This is a genomic window from Veillonella sp. AF36-20BH (genome assembly GCF_003602765.1).
Classification (GTDB): domain Bacteria; phylum Bacillota; class Negativicutes; order Veillonellales; family Veillonellaceae; genus Veillonella; species Veillonella hominis.
Genome location: NZ_QTLR01000008.1, coordinates 58,408 through 76,402, shown reverse-complemented (window position 1 = coordinate 76,402; position 17,995 = coordinate 58,408). Strand labels below are relative to the sequence as shown.

Sequence of the window (17,995 nt, the reverse complement as noted above, 5' to 3'; positions counted from 1 at the left end):
TTGTACCGATGTTAACATGCGGTTTCGTACGTTCAAATTTTTCTTTTGCCATTAGGATTATATCCTCCTTCACAAAAACAAATTACATTCTAGTATTAATATAATATATTAACCCTAATTTATCAATGGAATATAAGATTTCCTTACCTATTATTATACCATATATACAAAGTCTTAGAATAGCATGTCATATGTAAAGAAATAAAAAAATCCCCACCAAGGTGAGGTTTAATGGTGGCGGCACACGGATTTGAACCGCGGACACACCGGGTATGAACCGATTGCTCTAGCCAACTGAGCTATGCCGCCATGTATGGAGCTAGTGACCGGGATTGAACCGGTGACCTTATCCTTACCAAGGATACGCTCTGCCGACTGAGCTACACCAGCACAATGAACGATCATTTCACTGTGGTTTTTATGGTTGCGGGGACAGGACTTGAACCTGCGACCTTCGGGTTATGAGCCCGACGAGCTACCAACTGCTCCACCCCGCTATGAATGGTGGAGGGAGAAGGATTCGAACCTTCGAAGTCGAAGACGGCAGATTTACAGTCTGCTCCCTTTGGCCGCTCGGGAATCCCTCCATAAATAAAATGGAGCTGGCGATAGGAATTGAACCCACAACCTGCTGATTACAAGTCAGCTGCTCTACCTATTGAGCTACGCCAGCATCATTACGACAAGATGAATTGTATCACCTAGCACACTAAGTGTCAAGAACATTTAAAAACTTTTTTGAAGTTTTTCGTTCACTGTGGTCACTCTTAGTGCTTAATCATAATAACATGAAACGATACCCTATGCAAGTATTTTGTCAAAAAAAATTTATATTTTATCAATCCTCTATAAAATGCCTCGTTTTCAGTATATATCCAGTAATCAACTTTTATTTACTAGTATATTCTTTATATACCTTTACATAGTTTCATTCCTTACCAGTCCATGTCTGCTAACATCCATATTTCAGGTTTACTAAAATCAAATAATAGGAAATTACAAAACTATATTTTTTACCTAATAACTGTAATTATATAACTAAAAAAGGAGATAGCCCGCTATCTCCTTCTATACATTTATAGTTTTCCCTATATTCAACCAATATGTTCAAACATACATTTAGTCGATTGCAATAACATGATCTGGATGTGCAATACTAACTACAGCATGTTTAGGATTATTGTTATGTTCTAAGTACAACTGATCCCCTTCAATATGTCCACGCCAGCCAACGACAATAGGATACTTCTTACTAATAGTTTTTAACAACTCAAATGGTTTTAGATTTAAGATAGGTGCAAAGAATACATTAATGCCATCTAGCAAGACTACTTCCGTATCGCTACGGCTAAGAGCACGGCAAATAACTTCTTCCGCTAATTGAGGCCGTTCATCACGAGGCACGAGCAAAAACTCTTCCTCGATGAGTTGCTTAGCTTCCAAGTATTTCCAGCCCTTCTGCTCAGACAATTCACGAATTAGCAAACTTTTACCAGAACCTGGACCACCAACGATAAACAATATACGTTCATCATCACCTTGAATCTTTTCCCAACGTTCTTTTACATCTTGTACAGTAACCATACCCTTTGCCTCCTCGCTGTGACCTATCCTATTTTACAGGACGGTCAGATAACATAACGGATTTGATATATTGGTTTTTATCATCTAGGGCAAACTGTAAATAAGAGTTGCTTGCCGCTGGATTTTTATATTCATATACGGTAGACGTCCCCGCCTTTGTTGTAGATTCAACAATACGAGTTGGCATACCATACACAAAGAGCAATAAATATTTGGTATCACCCATCGCGATTCCACGACGTGTAGGCGTATAAACATTTAATAATACGCGATTGATAAGATCTTTTTTATCTACACTCACACCGTATTCATTATAGCCAATAAATGTGGAGCCAAACAATATGCCTTGATGTTTCCAATCATTATTAGGATCATTAACAAAATGGTCATTCAACTTGAAACCACGCAATACAAAATCATCAGCCGTAAGTGTACCAGCTTCAAAATCATACACTTCAGCTTTCGGCAATCCAAACCTAGGCCATACTTGTCCACTAATAATGTCTACAGCCTCTATATTGCTTTGTTTAATGGTGAAAGCAATATATTCTTTTTGCTGACCAAGCATAGATTGTTGTTGGCTATTACTATTTGTATTCTCTACAGGACTCTTAAACTCCTTTTTTTGAGGCAATGAATTTTCGGAATGCCCCTCATAAAGGAAAATATACGTCTCATTTTTCTTATCACGCCACATCGCATTAGGACTGCCATAGGCAAATATCAATTCCATCCGTGTGCTACCAGGGCCAATGTCACGTACTGTATTAGCGCCTTTTTTCGTACTATGAATATTTGTAATAGTATTTGGTTCAAAGAAGTAAGTCGCCCCTTGACCGCGCAATTGATTGTTAACCAACAATTCTTGAGCAGGTCCAGTATATACAGTTACTGCTACATCTTTCATGTAATACGTAGTAAAGTTATCACGTACCTCAGTTTTTTCTACATCTTTTGGGACTTCAAACTGATTCCCCAATCGGTATGTGCCAATAGCATAGTCATCTTGAGAACCTAAAGGCGGTAAACTGTTTGCCGTATAAGACTTACCAATATCAGCTAAATTATTCTGAGTGATACTCGGCAAAGGACCTTCGTTCTCACTAGCCGCTTGCCAGAATTGTATAGAATCACCAAATTCAGTTACAGCCATTTGCTCTGCGAGCCATCCAGTTTTAGAACCTTCCTGTTTCGTTTTTGGGTCTAGCTTAACAACTCTAACTGGTGCATTATCAAGGTAAGACAAGCTATCAACCTCACCAGTTCCATCTACACTACCATCATTGCTCGCATTAGCGGAATCTTGAGCTACAACGTTAGTGTCATCAGTAGTTTCTACTGCAACTGGGTTAACAGTGGAAATGGCAGGCTCTGCTGCATAACTGATTGTAGTAGCACACAAGCCCACAAGGAGGGCTGCTACAATACGGCTCTTCATAGAATAGTTCATCGATTATTCTCCAACTGTGCACGCAACCAATTCAACCATGTTTCAAGACCGTTGTGGGCCGTGCAACTTACTTCAAAAATTTCTCCATTTGGATTCAAATTACGTATATCTTGTATTGCCTTGTCTTTTTTAAATGGTACATAAGGCAATAAATCTATCTTATTAATGAGAATAGCCTTTGACTCTTTAAAGATTAATGGGTATTTAAGAGGCTTATCTTCACCTTCAGTAACAGATAATACAGTTACCTTCATGCTTTCACCAATCTCAAATTCTGCAGGGCATATAAGGTTACCTACATTCTCGATAATGATCATATCGAGTTCATCAAGATTTAAATCACCTAGTGCATCTTGAATCATTTGTGCATCAAGATGGCAACCTCCCACTGTATTGATTTGAATAACAGGAACGCCTAATTCATGAATCCGTTCCGCATCCTTAGCAGTAAATAAATCACCTTCAATAACAGCAAGGCGGTAATCTTTTTTCAAATCATGTAAAGTTGCCTCCAATAGAGATGTTTTACCAGCCCCTGGAGAACCTAATAGATTAAATACAAAAATATTTTTTTCCTTAAACAACTGTTGTAAGGACTCTGCAATGGCATCATTTTTTGCCAATACATTAGTTTTAACTTGAACTTGCATGCCTAACCTTTCTATCAATCGATATCCATGGAGGTCACTTGTAGTTCGCGGCCACCAATGGTTTGTACGAAATGACTGTCACAATAGGGACAGATAAACTTATAATTTTCTACAGGAAATGTTTTATCACAATCCAAGCACTTTCCTTCAATAGGAATCGTATTAATTTCTATACGCGAACCTTCTGCTGCAGTCCCCTTTGTAACGGCTTCCCAGCAAAATAGGAGAGAATCTGGCTCTACTCCACTCATAAGGCCCAAATCGAGTTGAACGGAATGAATCACAGATGCATCGTGTTGGCGCAATGTATCGAGGGCTACATCAAGTATACCTTCTGCTATAGACATCTCATGCATGGTATGCCTCATATACAGCTTCAAGCATCATAGTAGTCGTTACAGAGCCTACACCACCAGGCACTGGAGTAATTGCAGACGCAATATCTTTTACCGCTTCATAATCAACATCGCCTACCGTCTTACCTTCTAGTTCATTAATGCCTACATCGATAACAACAGCACCTGGCTTAATCATATCTGCTGTAATCATATGAGCACGACCCGCTGCAGCAATAACGATATCGCCACGTTTTACTTGTTCTGCCAAATCAGGGGTTCTGGAATGGCACATTGTAACCGTACCATGTGCACCAAGTGTCATAAGAGCTACCGGCTTACCAATCACTTGGCTACGACCGATTACTACCACATGTTTACCCTCTACAGGAATATCATAGTGGTTTAAAATCGCCATGCACGCCTTGGCAGTACAAGGGGCAAAGCCACCTTTACCGGCAGTTACAAGACCAATATTATACGTAGTTAGACCATCGATATCTTTTTTAGGATCTAGCATATCGATAAGAGCCTCTGTATCAATGTGTTTAGGCATCGGCATTAACGGTAAAATCCCATGAACAGCCGCATCATTATTTAATTCTTGCAATGCTGTAACTACTTCATCCTGTGTAGCCGTTTCAGGTAATTGTTTTAACACAAAGCCATAGCCAAAGTTCTTGGCTGTCTTTTCCATAAATGTAGCGTACATATGAGCACCGTGGTCTTCACCAACGAGTAATACTGCCATAGTAATTACAGAGTCGCCAACTGCTGCAACTTTTTCTTGTAAAATCGCCTTGTGAGCGTCTGCTACTGCTTTACCGCGTAATTCGATCATAAGTATCTCCATTCATTCAAACTATCTATAAAATAAGGTGCCTCCGGAGAGGCACCTAAGTCTCTTATTCTATTATATAACGAACTGTCTATAATTTCTAATTATGACCGAATTCGTTTTATCTACGGAAATGAACAGTAATTGCTGTACCAGCCTGAACAGTTGTACCGCTACTTTCATCTTGAGATGTAGCCGTACCAGTTCCATCCGGTTTAAAGGCAAGTCCCGCCTTATGTAACCAATCACGCACTTCACCATAGGTAAAACCAGTAAAGTTAGGCAATGTAACAGAACCATCACTTCCCGGTTTTGGTTCAGGTAATGTATTAGCAGCTTTAACAGCTACTGGTGTACTTTCTTTAACATACGGACTCATTTGGTAATACCGTACAAGTTGAGATACGATGTCCTTAAATACAGGGGCTACAATTTGACTACCATAATAAGAACCCTTTTGTGGGTCATCAATAACGACAAGAACTACAAATTTTGGATCCTCTACAGGGCCAAAGCCAATAAAGGACGCAATGTATTGTCCGTCGAGATAACCGCCATGTTTGGTATCTAGTTTTTGCGCCGTACCAGTTTTACCGCCGAAGTGATAACCTTCTACCATCGCTTTTGTACCGCCACCTTCGGATACTTCTTTTTCTAGAATATCTACAATGGTTTTAGCGGTTTCCGCTGGAACTGGTTGTCCCACAACAGATGTTTCAGTCGTACTTGTTACATCGCCTTGAGAGTTACTATAAGACTTGATGATATGTGGTTTCATCATAGCCCCACCATTAGAAAGGGCACCAAAGACACGAACCATTTGTAATGGTGTAACCGCAATACCTTGACCGATAGACATTGTAGCAACGTCTAGCTTACTCATATCCTCTGGATTATACAGGATACCTGCCCCTTCACCAGGCAATTCAATACCTGTTTCAGAGCCAAAACCATAATCGCGTACATATTTAGAAAGGATATCTGCTCCAGTTGTTGTACCAATTTCTGCCATACCTGTATTGATAGAATACTTCAAGATATCTAGCAATCGAACTGGTCCATAACCTTCACCATTCCAGTTTCTCATCACATGACCATTCGCTACAAAGGCCCCTTTATCATTGTACACTGTTTCTAATTTCCACTTTCCTGATGCAAGAGCTGCAGATGCAACGATTGGTTTGAATGTAGAACCTGGTTCGTATAAGTTAGTAACAGCAATATTTTTGAAAGCCTCTTCTCCACTTTGGTTATAATTGTTAGGATCATAGCTTGGACGATTTGCCATCGCAAGAATTTCACCAGTCTTAGGATCCATAACGATAACGCTAGCATGTTTAGCCCCTGTATCAGCCATCGCCTTATCAAGCGCACGTTCTGCAATAAATTGGATGGTCGCATCGATTGTTAATGTTACGCTTTTACCCTTATCAGGTAAGAACTTGGACAAAACGGAACCAAAGATAGCATTACCTTTGTTATCGGTAGCAACGATTTCTTGCTGCACACCACCCTTTAACTCTTCATCAAGGACCATTTCGAGACCATCAAGGCCTTTATCATCGGTTCCTACAAACCCCAGTATTTGAGCCGCTAGTACACCATTTGGGTAATAACGTTTGGACTCTTCCACAAAGTTAAGGCCCGCAATATTATTATCCTTAATGACTTGTGCCACCGCCTTAGACTTGTCCGCATCCATCATGCGATTAATCCATACGAAGGCAGAATCCTCTTGCAGAGCTTTCACAATATTTTCTTTTGACATGGTTACATATGGCGAAATGAGTTCCGCAATCTCTTGGGGAGACTGTTTAATCATCTTAGGGTCCGCATACAAAGATTTTGTAACCACACTCATCGCCAAAGGCTTACCATTACGGTCATAGATCGTACCGCGCGGTGATTGTAATTTTCTGTCTACTTGAACCTGTAATAAATTTTTCTTCTCCAAGTCAAATGTATCAAAGACCTGCAACTGCGCCAAACGCCCTATGAGGACAAAGGCAACAGTCATGAGAATGGCAAGACACCAAGTAGTACGACTCCAACCACTCATGCGTCGCAACGCTTTATTTAGTAAATTCATCATTTCTCCACTGGACGGCGTAACTTATGGTCTAATGCGTCATATAGCGCATCTGGTTTATTAGGAATAACCCCATTTTGTACCTGACCTAATAAATACTGCAATCCTTCCCCTACTTGTTTCCCAGCGAGCTTAATCACTCGTTCGTCATAATTTAAGTCCTTGGTATGTACAGGCATCTCTAAACTAAGATCTGCCATACATTCTCCAAAGGCTAATGTTCCGTCTGTAGACGAGTAAGGTTTCCCACAACCTAATACATCGGCAGCGCAAACCTTAGCTAATTGCTCCCATGCAGTGCGCATAATTTGGCTATCTCGGAATTCACCACTACGGGCTTCCTTGCGAAGCCATTTTTTCTCGTTTGCATCGCCATTTTGTACAAAATAGTGAAAGCGCATGTGATTTTTCACAATCCACGCCACGCGTTTTACAAAGGCCTTCGGATATCCTAGTCGGGTTAATAACGTTTCTGCCATTTCCGCGCCTAGTGTATCATGGCCACGATCCGTAAGGCGTCCATTGATAACAGCACGTACCGCTGGCATTCCCTTTGCCACATCATGTAATAAGGCACCCCAACGCAGCACCAAATCCGGCTCCGTATGGGACACAACGGCTAGTGTATGGTACCAACCATCGAATTCGTGAAAGTCCTTTTCTTGGGGCAAATTCACGAGATGATATAGTTCAGGCAAGATGGGAATCTCCCGAGCCGCACCATTTTCTACAACACGACAAGAGCATTCTGCCAAGCGGGATTGAACAAGAACATCAAGGCCCTTAGCCACTGCAGGCTCTAACATGAGACGATTAATCTCATTTCGTACACGTTCTAATGACAATCCAGGTACGCGGTGAAAAGCCTTGGGCATAGCCTCTAATAGGTCTTTACTCGGCAAAAAATCCAACTTCGCCACAAAACGGCATGCCCTAAATAATCGTAATGCATCTTCTTCAAAACGTTTCTGCGCATTACCAATGGTTCGTAACGTTTTATGTTTGATATCACGTCGTCCACCTACAAGGTCTATAACTTCACCATAACGGTTCATAGCTATGCCGTTGACAGTAAAATCACGACGCAACACATCTTCTTCTAAGGTATCGGCATAAGTAATTTCTTCGGGACGATGGCTATCTGCACCATATCGTTCTGTTCTATATGTAGCGATTTCGTATTGCTTGCCCTCTAATGTAGCTACCACTACACCAAAAGATTTTCCTACGAGGTCTGTCGTTTGAATATCATGACCGCGAAGAACCTCAATCACTGTATCGGGACGTGCAGACGTCACAATATCGAAGTCATGTGGCTTTTGATGCATCAACATATCGCGCACAGCGCCGCCTATGATATAAGCTTCATGGCCGGCTTCTTCTAATATGGTCAATATTCGATTTGCTTGTTCCATCATACACGCTCCTTTCTGAACTAGTCTAATCTTTATTTTACTACAAATGAAAGCATGAAAAAAGTGCAATCCTTATAAGGATTGCACTCGTTCTGCAATAGCTGTACCTGTCGGTGTCACCGCAAGGCCGCCATCACTTGTTTCACGCAATGCTGCCGGCATAGCGCGACCTATATTATTCATCGCTTCAATGACTTCATCTGGTGGAATTTGGCTTTCAATATTCATTAACGCCATTTCAGATGCAGTAATAGCATGGACTGCATAAAAGCCATTACGCTTAACACATGGCACCTCTACGAGCCCTGCTACCGGATCACAAGCAAGTCCCAATAGATTTTTCATGCACAATGCAATAGCATGACCTACTTGACGTGGTGATCCACCCATCATTTCAACAATGGCTCCTGCCGCCATACACGCCGCTGTACCGATTTCCGCTTGGCAACCGCCAACAGCACCAGCAACACAAGCGCGATTTGCTACTACATTACCAATACCGGACGCAGCTAAGAAGCCTTTTACCACTGTAGCTCTATCTAATTGGTAGTGGTCCGCTACGGCTTTCACAGCACCAGGCACAACACCACAAGAACCCGCCGTAGGACAAGCAACAATGCGGAACATCTTTGCATTTGCCTCATTTACAGCAATAGCATACGTCATTGCCTTATACGCAATATCACTCATAAAACGAGGTGTTTGCCCATTAAGCTGTGCCGCTTGACCACCGGACATACCAGAAGCCGTTTTCTCCGCATAAGCTATGCCATCTTGAATGGAGCTTTCAAAAATATCTAAGCGATTCTCTATTTCACGAACAACCGCGTCTTCACTGCGGTCGTAATTCTCTAATTCATAACGCAATACTACATTGCCAAAAGAAATATTGTTTTCCTCACCTAGGCGAATAATATCTGCAATTGTATCATATGCATAACTCATCATTCGCCCTCCTATAATGCTTCAAAGGTCATCACATCCTGGATGCCTGGAAACTCGCGCATAAACTGAACTGTAATAGGATTTACCACTGTATCTGTAGTAATAACCATGACTGCATCCTTATGCTTGCCCTTACGGAATACGCGCATCGTAGCGATGTTAATATCAGACTCACTCAATGCTTGGCTCACAAGAGAAATCGCACCAGGTCTATCCTCATGGAACACAACGAGCGTAAACTCATCTCCTGTAATGGACATATCATTTCCATCTACTTCGGTAATCATAATCTGACCACCGCCGAGAGAGCGACCAATAACAGTCATATGACGATTATGTTCATCATACATATCAAAACGCACCACATTCGGATGCCCTACATCAAGAGGAGACTCAATAAAAGAAAACTCCATCCCCTCTTTTTTCGCTAATTCATGGGCAACTCGGATGTTCGCATCATCCTCTTTATAACCTAATAAGCCGCCAATCAAAGCACGATCCGTACCATGCCCTTTATAAGTTTTTGCAAAAGATCCATATAATGTTAAATCTACCTTTTTAGGAGTAGCACGAAAAATACACCGCGCCATCTTGCCTAGTCGCGCAGCACCCGCTGTATGCGAACTAGACGGACCAATCATAATAGGCCCTATAATATCAAAAATACTGTTCATACATACCTCTATATACACATAAACCATGTGAAAAAATCCTATTTCACCTATAGTATAGCAACCAATATCGAGCCTTGTCTATATGCACATTAGGGGCATATTTGTTTGTCTACAGAGGACTACTATTCTTATGAAAGCTGTTCTAAAACTTTGTATATTGATGGGACGCCTCCATATCTACAGTTATAAAAGGGAAAGACTATACTTATGCAGCGACATCTCCCCCTCACCTCACTATTCTGATGAAAGCTATTTTATGAGTTTGTATATTGATGGGACTTATATTTCAGAAACGTTTTACTTATGGGCATAACCTATTGAGGGCCGACTTACGCTGAGTATGGAGGCATGAGATAGGTTATGCCCATTAGTAATCTAGTTGTCGCAATACTGTCAGGCCCCATCAATAAACAAACACTCGATAGATAGCTTTCACAATAATAGTAAAAAAACGCACCTAAGGATAACCCTAGGTGCGTTATTTATAACAACAGTCCTAAATCATAAAAGAGAGGGGACGTAGGACTGTAGTTAACAGATTAATAGATCCTATTAGCCCAAGATAGCTTTCATGTCAGCTTCTGGAGTTGTAATTGGATGTAATTGGAATTTTTCTACCAAAATGTTCAATACATTGCTGGAGAAGAATTTAGGCAAGGAAGGTCCGATGTAAATGTTACGGATACCCAATGCTAACAATGTTAACAAGATACATACCGCTTTTTGTTCGTACCAGGACAATACCAATGTCAATGGCAAGTCGTTTACATCACATTCAAATGCACCAGCTAAAGCTACTGCTACTTGAATAGCGGAGTAAGCATCGTTACATTGACCCATATCAAGGATACGAGGGATACCACCGATTTCGCCGATGTTCATGTCGTTGAAACGGAATTTACCACAAGCCAATGTCAATACTACAGTATCATTTGGAGTTTGTTTAACGAATTCAGTGTAGTAGTTACGGCCTACTTTAGCACCGTCACAACCACCTACCAAGAAGAAGTGTTTGATTGCGCCAGCTTTTACAGCATCAATTACTTTATCAGCAATACCCAATACTGTGCCATGACCGAAACCTGTAGTTACTTCATGACCACCGTTGATACCAGTGAATTCTTGAGCTTCTTTGTAGCCGCCCAATTCGATAGCACGGTTGATAACTGCGGAGAAGTCTTTAGTACCATCTTCTTTTTCTTCGATATGTGCACAACCATCGAAACCTACCATATCTGTAGTGAAGATATTTGCTTTGTAGTTTTCTTTTGGTGGCATAATGCAGTTTGTAGTGAACAAGAATGCGCCAGGAACATCAACAAATTCTTTTTGTTGGTTTTGCCATGCTGTACCGAAGTTACCTTTCAATTGAGGATGTTTCTTCAATTCAGGATAAGCGTGGCAAGGCAACATTTCACCATGAGTATAGATATTTACACCTTTACCATCAGTTTGTTCCAATAATTGTTTCAAATCATGAAGGTCATGACCAGTTACAACGATGAAAGGACCTGGTTCTACAGTCAAAGGAACTGTAGTTGGTACAGGTGTACCATATGTTTCAGTATTAGCTTTATCAAGAACAGCCATACATTTCAAGTTAATTTGACCAAATTCCATCAAAAGATCAAGCCATTCTTCAGCGCTGTGATCTTTAGCGAATTCTACCATGCCTTTAACGAACCAAGCGTCAACATCAGCATCGTGGAAGCCAAGGCGAGCAGCATGCCATGCGTACGCAGCCATACCACGCATACCTAACAATAATGTGGAGCGAAGGGATACGATGTCTTCTTCACCTTTCCACAATTGTTCCCAATCAAAGTTTTGTTGAGCGCTATCCACTTTTGCATGGTAAGCATTTACTTCGTCAATGAATTCTTGAACGCGGTCTTCAGAGAAGTTTACGTTTGTTACACACATGAACAAACCGCGCATAATATAATCGATACCTTCTTTAGTATGACCCTTTACGTCTAAAGCGCGAGCCAAGCCAACTAAAGCAGCAGTTAATTCGTCTTGTAAGTTAGCAACTGGTGCAGTTTTACCACATACACCTTGTACAGTACAGCCACCTGGTGCTGCAGATTGTTCGCATTGATAACAGAACATGCTCATTTGAAAATCCTCCTTTGCGAGACTTCCTCGCAGTCAAGCTAGATAATATAAAACCTATACATTACACTGATGTTTTATCAGTTGTCTGATTGATTACATTTGAAAGTATAACGTAAAGATGATACAATTTCTGTAGCTTGAGCAACAAATAAAAACTTTTTCAAAAATTTTCCTGACTTTCCTTATGGAACAGGTAGACCATTTAGTCTTATACTTTTATTATACAATAATCATTTTTAATTGCTATAGACTTTATCACACCGGAGGTGCTTATGAAGCAAATACTTTCAAACGATATCATTAATCAATATATGCCCACCCTCGTGAAATGTCCTTTATTCAATACATTAGGAGAGCCAGAGCTGCGTAGCTATTTAAATAATGCGAAAGTTATCATCCACAGTTACAAAAAAAATGATTTTATAGCCCTCGCTGGAGATCCTATGGAGGGTATTGGTGTCATCCTTGAAGGCAGCGCTTTACTGACTCGTGAAAATGTAATGGGGCAACGGGTTATTATGGCAAACTTAGAGCAATCAGATATTTTTGGAGAAGCACTACTATTTAGCAAACAGCCTTTATGGCCTGCTACCATTAAAGCAACAAAAGCAACTAAAATTATGTTTATTCCGCTTGAAACCTTTATTAAAACATTACCGGATTGTCATCAATGCCAAACTAAAATCCTATCTAATCTATTAGAGGATTTATCTGAAAAAGCAATTCTATTAACCAGAAAAGTCCATTACCTCACATTAAAAGGGATGCGCGAAAAGATTTTTGCGTACTTAACAGATATTTATAAACGTCAACATTCTAACACAATTCAATTACCCCACAACCGCGAGCAAATGGCTGAGGTCCTCAATGTATCTCGCACAGCTCTTAGCCGTGAACTAGGTCGTCTTCGCGATGAAGGTCTCATTGATATTACAGGTCGCACCGTAACAATTAAAAACATTGAAGACATTGAAGAATTCGGCTTCAACACCTTCTAACACTTAATAGCTATTAAATTTAACAAACTAAAAAGTCTCTCAAGATAATCTTGAGAGGCTTTTTTATTACATAACACATACGCTATATAACGTTTTTAAGTATATACCTATATTAATAACTATATAATCCAATTTTTGAAACTATATAGTGCTTAAAATCATAAATTAGAACCAATGAGACAAATCAAATTCTTCACCAATGGTTGCTTTCACATGAGCACGGCCTAAGTAAAGGCCTAACAATGTTAAACTAATTTTAGACATTGGCGTGCTATCGAAGACATCAGCCAAGTCCAATAAAACTGGTGAAATGTCATCCATAATATCACGCGCCTCTTGTCCCCTGAAAGCAGTAGGTTTGCTTTTCATCAAAGCTAAAAGATCACGTTGAACCATAGCATTAGAAATTCGTGTTTGTCTAAAAAATTGTGGTGCCAAAGACTCATCTACCAAGGCTAGTTTATAAAGATTGGAGTTCAAGCTACGCACCACATAACGTGGATCTACACCATGACCGTCTGTAGCACGGAAGAGTTCTTCCTTAGAGAAACCACGATAGTTGAATACAAACGGGTATGAATTAGACAACACTTGACATAAAGTGATAGGTTCTTGTTCTTCTTGCGTACAGCGTAAGTAGTCCAGCTGGCGATAGAAAGAATCATTTCGAGGCAAATCAGAGATAAATGGCTCAATATATTTTTCCACATAATGTTGGAAGTGAATCAATCCATAGTTATTAGAGTTTCTAGAATATTGTAACAATAATGTTAAGGCCATAACTTGAAAGTGACCTAATGTTAAATGAGGTAATACACGTAATGCATCAAAAGCTACAAGGTATGGCGTACTAGATTTAGGAGATTGAACCACATCTAGAAAAGCACCTAACGCAGCGGACTTCATCCACTCCGTATTTGTAGCGGCATATGCCTTTTGCATACTCATCAACGCTTCTTGAATAACAATATTCTCTAGTAATGCATTCACTTCAACAATTTTTGTAATATTGAGAGCCGCTAAAGCATCTCTTGTAATAGATTCTACATAGTGTTGCGTGTCGCCATGTAGTACCCCAAAGGAATGAACAAATGGCGCTATAGCCAGCTCAACGCATTTATCTTCATGTGCTGTTTTTGCCCATTGGCCATGCGGTTCCTCCTCTTCAGCTAAACTTGTTGCCGCCAATTGTGCTTCAATTTCAGAGGCATCAAACAAACGCGTTTCATCTAATACCGATGGTCCTTCCGCGGTTTGTATTTCGTTTGCACCACCTATCATCTGCGTAGCATCTATGCTATCCGCTTCATCAGCTTCAAAGGCTTCCACAGATTCACCCATAGCAATTGTATCTTCAACAGAGTTAGCGTTATTGAGAAGTTCATCTGTAACGACATCAAGGACGATAGTTTTATCCACCAACGGAGTAACACCTTGATTAGCTTGATTAGCTCGCTTAAGATCTGATACGGCTGTCATCACAATGGTTTCATCCCCTATTGGTGTGCCATTATCCGAACCTAATGCTAACGCATATTCTCCTGCTGAAACATGACTTGAATTGGACTTTAGAGTACTTCTTCTATTATAAGAAGTATCTATAGGATCAACTAAAGATTCAACAGATTCTCGCTCTTCACTATCCATAGTTTCAACTGTATCCGGAATTGATGCAGTATATACATTAGTACCACTCATATGAGTAATTGTTACATTGCCTTCTTGCGACTCCGTTGCAAATATAACATCATTATACTCTTTAGGATTATTTTTATTACTTATGTTTTTATGGGATTTTTCCTTTGCCTTACTTTCACCATCACCACCGCTAAAAACAGCATAGCAAACAGCAAAAAATCCCAATGCCACGACGGCTAATACAAAATACGGTATTAGGTTTGACATACTATCCCCCTACATCAATGCTTCATTATATGCAGCACGCTCACCGCCGATGCTCTTTGGCCGAACACGACAAGCGGTCACATGTGCTTTTCCAATTTCTTTCACACAAAGACGTACAGGCACTGCAACGTGTTTCATGTGCATACCAATGAAAGTATCTCCAATATCGATGCCTACATCAGCTTGAATAAATTCAACCATCACAGGATCATCAAAATGTTCATACGCCATCACAGCCAGGGCACCACCCGCATGACGTTGAGGAACAACATTAACTTCCTCCTCCCATGTCATGGCACTACGTTCCATAACAAGTGCACGATTAATATGTTCACAACATTGAATAGCCAAGTTAAGTCCTTTAGCCTTAACAGCATTGTATATTTCATCAAATACGACCTGAGCCACATCAAGGTGAGAGTCAGTGCCGATTTTTTTACCTACAATTTCGCTAGTGGAACAGCCCACAACGAACAATTGACCTTCGCGAACCTTTGCTAAATCAAGTAATTCAGCCATCGCGTTGCGAGCTGACTGACGAATAGTTTCTACAGAAGTCATGTTATCGCCTCACTCAAATTGAATGTATAAAATCTATATGTATATTATCATAAAACCGACAGAATCGATAGACTAAACTCTACAGGTAACGGATGAACGTCTTATGATTATGGCTTAACAACAAAAAGAGGCTTGCTAAAGCAAGCCTCTTTCAATCACTCAATGGTGATATTAGATTTTTCTGTAAGGTTTTTGGCCTAATTCGTAGAAGTTATTACCTTCAGTATCGCCAACTACGATGCAAGGGAAATCTTCAACAGTCAATTCAGCCAAAGCTTCTGGTCCAAGTTCTCCATAAGCAAGAACTTCGTATTTTTTGATGGATTTTGCAATCAATGCTGCAGCGCCACCAACTGCTGCGAAGTATGTGCAACCATTTTTCTTCATGGATTCAACTACTTCTGGTTTGCGGGAACCTTTACCAATCATGCCTTTGATACCTTGATCAAGCATTGTTGGTGTGTAAGCATCCATACGACCGGAAGTTGTAGGACCAGCGGAACCAATTGGATCACCAGGTTTTGCAGGTGTTGGTCCAAGATAATAAACAAACTTATTTGTCCAGTCGATTGGCAATTTTTCACCACGCGCTAAAGCTTCAGTCATAACTTTATGAGCAGCGTCACGAGCGGAGTAAATTTTACCAGTGATAAGAACGCTATCACCAACTTTTAATTTGCGGGAAAACTCTTCATTATATTCTTCAGTATTAATGCGAATTGATTCAGCCATTGTTTTTACCTCCTATCGATTAAAGTACTACGTGAGCATGACGAGCAGCATGGCACATGATAGTAACTGCAACAGGAAGACCTGCGATGTGAGTTGCACCCCATTCGATGTTTACACCGATACAAGTTGTAGTGCCACCCAATTGTGGTCCAATACCAGTTTTGTTAACCATTTCCATAATTTCTTCTTCTAATTTTGCATAGTCTGCATCTTTATGAGGTACACTAATGTCACGAAGCAACGCTTTTTTGGACATAACAGCTGCTTGGTCCATAGTACCGCCAATACCTATGCCGAGTACGATTGGAGGGCATGGGTTAGGGCCTGCATGTTTTACGATTTCAAGGACTGCATTTTTAACGCCTTCCACACCATCAGCAGGTACGAGCATAGCTACATCAGATTTATTTTCAGAACCGAAACCTTTTAATTCCACTTGAATATCTACTTTATCGCCAGGAACAATTTCAGTGTAGATGATTGCAGGTGTGTTATTTTGTGTATTTTTACGATTGAACAATGGTTCAGCTACAACGGATTTACGAAGATAACCTTCAACATAACCAGCTGCAACACCAGCATTGATAGCTTCTGTAAGGTCACCACCAACGAAATGAACATCTTGACCAACTTTTAAGAATACCATAGTCATACCAGTATCTTGGCAGTATGGACGATCTTCAGCATCGGCAATTTCTGCATTTTTAATAATTTGATCAAGAACGATACGACCTACTGAAGACTCTTCTGTTTCACGGCCTTTTTTCAAACCTTCATAGATGTCTTTTGGCAAGTGGTAAGCTGCGTCCATACACATTTGACGGACTGTTTTTGTGATTTCAGATACTTGAATCTCGCGCAAGATAATCCCTCCTCAGGAAAATAGTTGAATATTAATTCTAATACCGATGAGATAAATTAAAATTCTCAAACATATGAAAGAATATCTATCTCAAACCGATGAGATTAACTCTATACATAAATCGTAGCACACAATATAGGGGGATTCAACGCCCCACCTATACAGTTTTCTCAATGCTTTTTCGATTTTTGAGAATTGTTTTCATGAATATTTTTGTATATATTTCGGTTTTTCAATAGGCTATATAGACCTTATTTTCTAGTCACTAAAATAGCCCTTCATTGTGATAAAAGTCATAGTCTATCATATATCAATAAGATTTTTATATCTTATATTTTTACCTACTTTCTTATATATAGATTTGGTTTAAAATTAACCACAAACATAGGCTATATCTAATAAGATAAATACACTTCTCTTTTAACTGATACTACTTTTCAACTAAATCTTATAAACTTTTCTATAATGCATATGTATACCGATTATCTTCAATATACTTATATTGCTAACTCCCATGCATTTGGAGTCATACAATCACCTTAAAACACAGTAAATACCTATAGTTAATAAGCTCTATAGATTTTATTAATTTTAATGACTTTCTCATCAAAATTATTGATAACTAATTTTATCTATAAAGTTATGTCTTTTAGTCATAATTGACAGTATCTATTTTATAGTGTTTTAAAAAAAATGCTTGCTTTTATAATTAATCTAACATATAATAACAATCGTACCATTCCTCGATAGCTCAGTCGGTAGAGCAATCGGCTGTTAACCGATCGGTCGTAGGTTCGAGTCCTACTCGAGGAGCCATTCTGGCCCGTTGGTCAAGCGGT

15 protein-coding genes and 6 tRNA genes are annotated in these 17,995 nt (G+C 39.9%); 2 read left to right on the top strand and 19 right to left on the bottom strand.

Annotation, left to right across the window (positions count from 1 at the left end):
• Positions 1-232: 232 nt before the first annotated feature.
• From DW000_RS08835 to hcp, 15 genes are all read right to left on the bottom strand, one after another.
• Positions 233-309: transfer RNA gene (locus DW000_RS08835), tRNA-Met, on the bottom strand.
• A 5-nt stretch (positions 310-314) separates the two neighbouring features.
• Positions 315-390: transfer RNA gene (locus DW000_RS08830), tRNA-Thr, on the bottom strand.
• A 31-nt stretch (positions 391-421) separates the two neighbouring features.
• Positions 422-497: transfer RNA gene (locus tag DW000_RS08825), tRNA-Met, on the bottom strand.
• A gap of 5 nt (positions 498-502) precedes the next feature.
• A tRNA-Tyr gene (locus DW000_RS08820) sits at positions 503-587 on the bottom strand.
• A 10-nt stretch (positions 588-597) separates the two neighbouring features.
• Positions 598-673 (bottom strand) — tRNA-Thr (locus DW000_RS08815).
• Positions 674-1,119: 446 nt separating this feature from the next.
• Entirely contained in the window at positions 1,120-1,584 is a 465-nt protein-coding gene (brxF, locus tag DW000_RS08810; protein ID WP_004695092.1) for a BREX-3 system P-loop-containing protein BrxF, read from the bottom strand.
• A 28-nt stretch (positions 1,585-1,612) separates the two neighbouring features.
• Positions 1,613-3,034 carry a hypothetical protein gene (locus DW000_RS08805; protein WP_004697547.1) on the bottom strand — a complete coding sequence of 474 codons (1,422 nt, stop codon included), beginning with the start codon at positions 3,032-3,034 and terminating at the stop codon, positions 1,613-1,615.
• The gene (gene hypB / locus DW000_RS08800; protein ID WP_120056097.1) at positions 3,031-3,684 is read right to left on the bottom strand and encodes a hydrogenase nickel incorporation protein HypB; all 654 of its coding nucleotides are present in this window, start codon (positions 3,682-3,684) and stop codon (positions 3,031-3,033) included. Before hypB ends, DW000_RS08805 begins: the two co-directional genes overlap by 4 nt.
• A gap of 14 nt (positions 3,685-3,698) precedes the next feature.
• A complete protein-coding gene (gene hypA, locus DW000_RS08795) occupies positions 3,699-4,040 on the bottom strand; it encodes a hydrogenase maturation nickel metallochaperone HypA (RefSeq protein ID WP_005385455.1) in 342 nt (113 codons plus the stop codon).
• On the bottom strand, positions 4,033-4,860 hold the full coding sequence (locus tag DW000_RS08790; RefSeq protein WP_060924355.1) for a bifunctional 5,10-methylenetetrahydrofolate dehydrogenase/5,10-methenyltetrahydrofolate cyclohydrolase: 828 nt from the start codon (positions 4,858-4,860) through the stop codon (positions 4,033-4,035). Before DW000_RS08790 ends, hypA begins: the two co-directional genes overlap by 8 nt.
• Before the next feature lie 118 nt (positions 4,861-4,978).
• Entirely contained in the window at positions 4,979-6,946 is a 1,968-nt protein-coding gene (locus DW000_RS08785) for a penicillin-binding transpeptidase domain-containing protein (RefSeq protein WP_207798789.1), read from the bottom strand.
• Complete coding sequence (locus DW000_RS08780) at positions 6,946-8,364, bottom strand: CCA tRNA nucleotidyltransferase (protein ID WP_077707630.1); 1,419 nt, start codon at positions 8,362-8,364, stop codon at positions 6,946-6,948. Before DW000_RS08780 ends, DW000_RS08785 begins: the two co-directional genes overlap by 1 nt.
• 69 nt (positions 8,365-8,433) lie before the next feature.
• On the bottom strand, positions 8,434-9,306 hold the full coding sequence (sdaAA, locus tag DW000_RS08775; protein ID WP_120056093.1) for an L-serine ammonia-lyase, iron-sulfur-dependent, subunit alpha: 873 nt from the start codon (positions 9,304-9,306) through the stop codon (positions 8,434-8,436).
• 11 nt (positions 9,307-9,317) lie between these two features.
• Positions 9,318-9,980, bottom strand: a complete 663-nt coding sequence (gene sdaAB, locus DW000_RS08770) for an L-serine ammonia-lyase, iron-sulfur-dependent subunit beta (protein ID WP_058948093.1) — start codon at positions 9,978-9,980, stop codon at positions 9,318-9,320.
• A 552-nt stretch (positions 9,981-10,532) separates the two neighbouring features.
• Entirely contained in the window at positions 10,533-12,098 is a 1,566-nt protein-coding gene (gene hcp / locus DW000_RS08765; RefSeq protein WP_004695081.1) for a hydroxylamine reductase, read from the bottom strand.
• 272 nt (positions 12,099-12,370) lie between these two features.
• Between hcp and DW000_RS08760 the strand changes: the two genes are divergently transcribed.
• Complete coding sequence (locus DW000_RS08760) at positions 12,371-13,096, top strand: Crp/Fnr family transcriptional regulator (RefSeq protein ID WP_012864779.1); 726 nt, start codon at positions 12,371-12,373, stop codon at positions 13,094-13,096.
• Positions 13,097-13,261: 165 nt separating this feature from the next.
• Here DW000_RS08760 and DW000_RS08755 read toward each other — a convergent pair whose 3' ends face one another.
• The 4 genes from DW000_RS08755 to DW000_RS08740 all read right to left on the bottom strand — a co-directional run bounded on the left by DW000_RS08755 (position 13,262) and on the right by DW000_RS08740 (position 17,156).
• Positions 13,262-15,001 (bottom strand): LPO_1073/Vpar_1526 family protein, encoded by a 1,740-nt coding sequence (locus DW000_RS08755; protein WP_120056091.1) that lies wholly within the window; start codon positions 14,999-15,001, stop codon positions 13,262-13,264.
• Between the two features lie 9 nt (positions 15,002-15,010).
• A complete protein-coding gene (locus DW000_RS08750) occupies positions 15,011-15,562 on the bottom strand; it encodes a TIGR01440 family protein (protein ID WP_120056089.1) in 552 nt (183 codons plus the stop codon).
• A gap of 171 nt (positions 15,563-15,733) precedes the next feature.
• Positions 15,734-16,294: a Fe-S-containing hydro-lyase gene (locus DW000_RS08745; RefSeq protein ID WP_004695073.1), complete on the bottom strand. Its 561-nt coding sequence runs from the start codon at positions 16,292-16,294 to the stop codon at positions 15,734-15,736.
• A 19-nt stretch (positions 16,295-16,313) separates the two neighbouring features.
• On the bottom strand, positions 16,314-17,156 hold the full coding sequence (locus tag DW000_RS08740; RefSeq protein ID WP_004695072.1) for a fumarate hydratase: 843 nt from the start codon (positions 17,154-17,156) through the stop codon (positions 16,314-16,316).
• Between the two features lie 740 nt (positions 17,157-17,896).
• Here DW000_RS08740 and DW000_RS08735 point away from each other — a divergent pair.
• Positions 17,897-17,972: transfer RNA gene (locus DW000_RS08735), tRNA-Asn, on the top strand.
• Positions 17,973-17,995 lie beyond the last annotated feature (23 nt).